Here is a 2,927-nt window from a genome sequence, read left to right on the forward strand (position 1 = left end):
CACCCTCGAGGTCGAAAGTTACTACCGCGGGACGCTGCTGAAAATCCTCGCCCCGGAAGGCGTGGAACTGCCCGTCGGGGCCCTCATCGCCGTCGTCGGCGACCCCGGCGAAAAGATTCCGGCGTCGGTTCTTGCGGAGGCCGGCGCGGCCCCGGCGAAACGGGTTGCCAAACGCGCGGCTGGGGCGGTGCCCTCCGCAGCGGCCGAAGTTGCCGCCGTCGCGCCGGTTGCTCCCGCCGTCGCCGAGGGCGGCCGCATCAAGGTTTCTCCTCGCGCCCGCCGCCGGGCGCGTGAACTGGGCGTCGGGCTGGCGGGCATCCGCGGTAGCGGCCCCGGCGGTCGGATCGTCGAGGCCGACGTCGAGGCCGCCGCCCGGACCGCGGCCGCGGTCAAGGCGTCGCCCCTGGCGCGCAAACTGGCCGCACGCCAGGGCGTGGACCTCGCCGCCGTTCCGGGCACCGGTGTCCGCGGTAAAGTGATGAAGGAGGATGTCCTCCGCGCCGCCGGCCAAGGCGCGCCCCCCAAGTCGCCACAAGCGACTCGACCGGGCGAGGCGGGCAACATTGTTCCCTTGACCCTGATGCGCCGGGTCATCGCCCAGCGCATGAGCGAATCGAAGCAGACGATTCCTTGCTATTACCTGGAGATGGACGCCGACGTGACCGACCTCGTCGCCCTGCGCACCAAACTGAACGCCGAGGGCGGGCCGAAGGTCGCTTTCAACGATTTCGTCATCAAGGCGTGCGGGAAGGCGCTGCGGCTTTTCTCCGCCGTCAACAGCCGATGGGCGTCCGGCGGCGTCGAACGCCGCACCGAAGTGAACGTCGGCCTTGCCGTCGCCCTGGATGAGGGCCTCATTGTCCCCGTGGTTCGCGAGGCGGACAAGAAGTCGCTCCGCCAGGTTGCCGCCGAGACCGCCGACCTGGCCGCCCGCGCGAGGGCGAACCGCCTCCGCCCCGATGAGTATCAGGACGGCTGCATGACCGTCACGAACCTGGGCATGTTCGGCATCCGGAGTTTCATCCCGATCGTCAACCCAGGCGAGAGCACCATCCTCGGTCTGGGGATGATTGAGGACCGCGTCGTCGGGCGTCAGGGCACTATCGAAATCCGCAAAGTGATGACGCTGACGCTCGCCGCGGACCATCGCCTCGTGGACGGCGCGGTGGGCGCGCAGTTTCTGGAAACGATTCGCGACGCCCTCGAGGCGCCCGGCCAACTCGCCGAGTAGCGGCGGCGCGTTCGAGGCGGAAAATGCAAACGACCCCGGCCTTTCGCAGGTCGGGGTCGCTTGCTTTGGACGGAGGCTTAGTATCCTATGGTCAGGTAGATGGCGTAGCCGACGCCGCCGAGCGCCGCCGACGCCAGCAGCACCGCCAGCATCGCCAGTCGGCCCAGCCGCCGATGCGTCCGGAGGACGAGCGTCTGATAGGTTTCGAGGACTTCGCGGTGGGCGGTTTCGAGCCGGGCGATGCACACCAGGTGCCGCTGGGCGCTTTCCTCGACGCTCCTCAGTGCTCCCCGCATGCCCGCGAGGCCGTCCACCGTCGCTTCCGCCAGCCGCGTCTGCTGTTCCAGGAGGTCGTTGGTGCGTTTCGTGACGGCCGCCTGGTCGGTTGCGAGGTCGGGCAGTTGGCGGACGGACTCGGCGAGCGATCGGGTCGCGTCGCGGTGGCCTTCGAGTTCGCGCCCGATCTTATCCAGGGCCTTCGCGCCGGCCGCGCTCGCCGCCAGCGATTCGGCAATCCGTTCCGGCAGCGTGTTCAGCAACCGGATCCATTCCGGGTTGGGCTCCGGGCGCTGCGCGTCCGGCGCCTTGCCGGTTTCCGTGGCGACGGCCGTGGTCTGGGCGCCGGGCCCGCCGGCCGCGGGCGCCGCCGGCCTGCCGTCGAATGCCGAGGAAATCGGCGGCACCGCCGTGGCGCTCCCGCCGGCGCCGGCCAGGAGGAGCCCCGCCGCCGGCGCGGTCGAGGCCGCCGCCCACGGTTTCGCGCCCACGCCGGCGCGTCGCGGTCTCTCGACGCGCGCCACACCGAACCATGACTTTACCCGATCCACCAGATTCAGTTGGCTCATTCCACCCGTCTCGCTTTCCGGGGAGGGGAAGACCGGCACCGGTCCGATTTTGAAGACGACGTCTGAGGGTTCCTCGCTCCCAGGCGTGTTATCGGACGTTGGGTCGGCGAGGCTTGAATAAAAGCGAGGGACCATAGATCAAACAGCAAACGACAAACAACAATGACCAACACGCGGCGGAGCCGCGAAGTGGTCATTGTCGTTTGCTGTTTGAAGTTGGACTTTAGACCGTGGACCTTGGACTTTGGACGCCGTTCCTTCGTCCCTCGTGCAAGACGACGGGAGAGGGCTCAAACCTCCATCACCTCTTTCGTTTTGTGTTCGAGGACTTCGCCGATTTCTTTCTCACACGTGTGAACCAGTTCGGTCGCTTCGTCTCGAGCGGCCCGGGCGTTATCCTCGCTGGCGAGTTTCTGTTTTTCTTCGGTGTCGACATGGTGGATGGCGTCGCGGCGAATGTTCCGCAGGGCGACCTTGGTCGCCTCAGCCATTTCCCTGATCTGGTGGACGAGTTGCTTCCGCCGCTCCTCCGACAGGGGAGGGATCGCCAGGCGGATGACCTTGCCGTCGGTGGTCGGCGTGATGCCGAGGTCGGAGGCCTGGATGCTTTTCGCGATGCCCGCGGCCGAGCCCGGATCGAACGGCTTGATGACCAGCAGCAGCGGGTCCGGGACGGTGATGGTGGCCAGTTGCCTCAGTTCCGTCGGCGTGCCGTAGTAGTCCACTTTCAGGTGTTCGACGAGGCCGGCCGACGCCCGGCCGGTCCGCACCGTCCGGAACTGCTGGCGGAGATGGTCGACGGCTTTCTTCATTTTGTCTTCGGCTTCGAGGAGGATGTCGTCGATCGGCAC

Annotated in this window: 3 protein-coding genes; 1 reads left to right on the forward strand and 2 read right to left on the reverse strand. The window is 67.5% G+C overall.

Annotated features, from left to right (window positions below; genetic code table 11):
- Nucleotides 1–1,231: dihydrolipoamide acetyltransferase family protein (locus tag NTX40_09885; protein ID MCX5649387.1), on the forward strand; the 1,231-nt coding region annotated here is incomplete at its 5' end.
- Between the two features lie 77 nt (nt 1,232–1,308).
- On the opposite strand, the gene NTX40_09890 is transcribed toward NTX40_09885, so the two are convergent.
- Nucleotides 1,309–2,076 (reverse strand): hypothetical protein, encoded by a 768-nt coding sequence (locus tag NTX40_09890; protein MCX5649388.1) that lies wholly within the window; start codon nt 2,074–2,076, stop codon nt 1,309–1,311.
- 290 nt (nt 2,077–2,366) lie between these two features.
- The gene (frr, locus tag NTX40_09895; GenBank protein MCX5649389.1) at nt 2,367–2,927 is read right to left on the reverse strand and encodes a ribosome recycling factor; all 561 of its coding nucleotides are present in this window, start codon (nt 2,925–2,927) and stop codon (nt 2,367–2,369) included.

The sequence above is a fragment of the Planctomycetota bacterium genome, assembly GCA_026387035.1.
In the GTDB taxonomy this organism is placed as follows: domain Bacteria; phylum Planctomycetota; class Phycisphaerae; order FEN-1346; family FEN-1346; genus JAPLMM01.

Excerpts from the sequence above, each read along its gene's own strand:
- NTX40_09890 (MCX5649388.1), bottom strand. The coding sequence starts at position 2,076 with ATGAGCCAACTGAATCTGGTGGATCGGGTAAAGTCATGGTTCGGTGTG.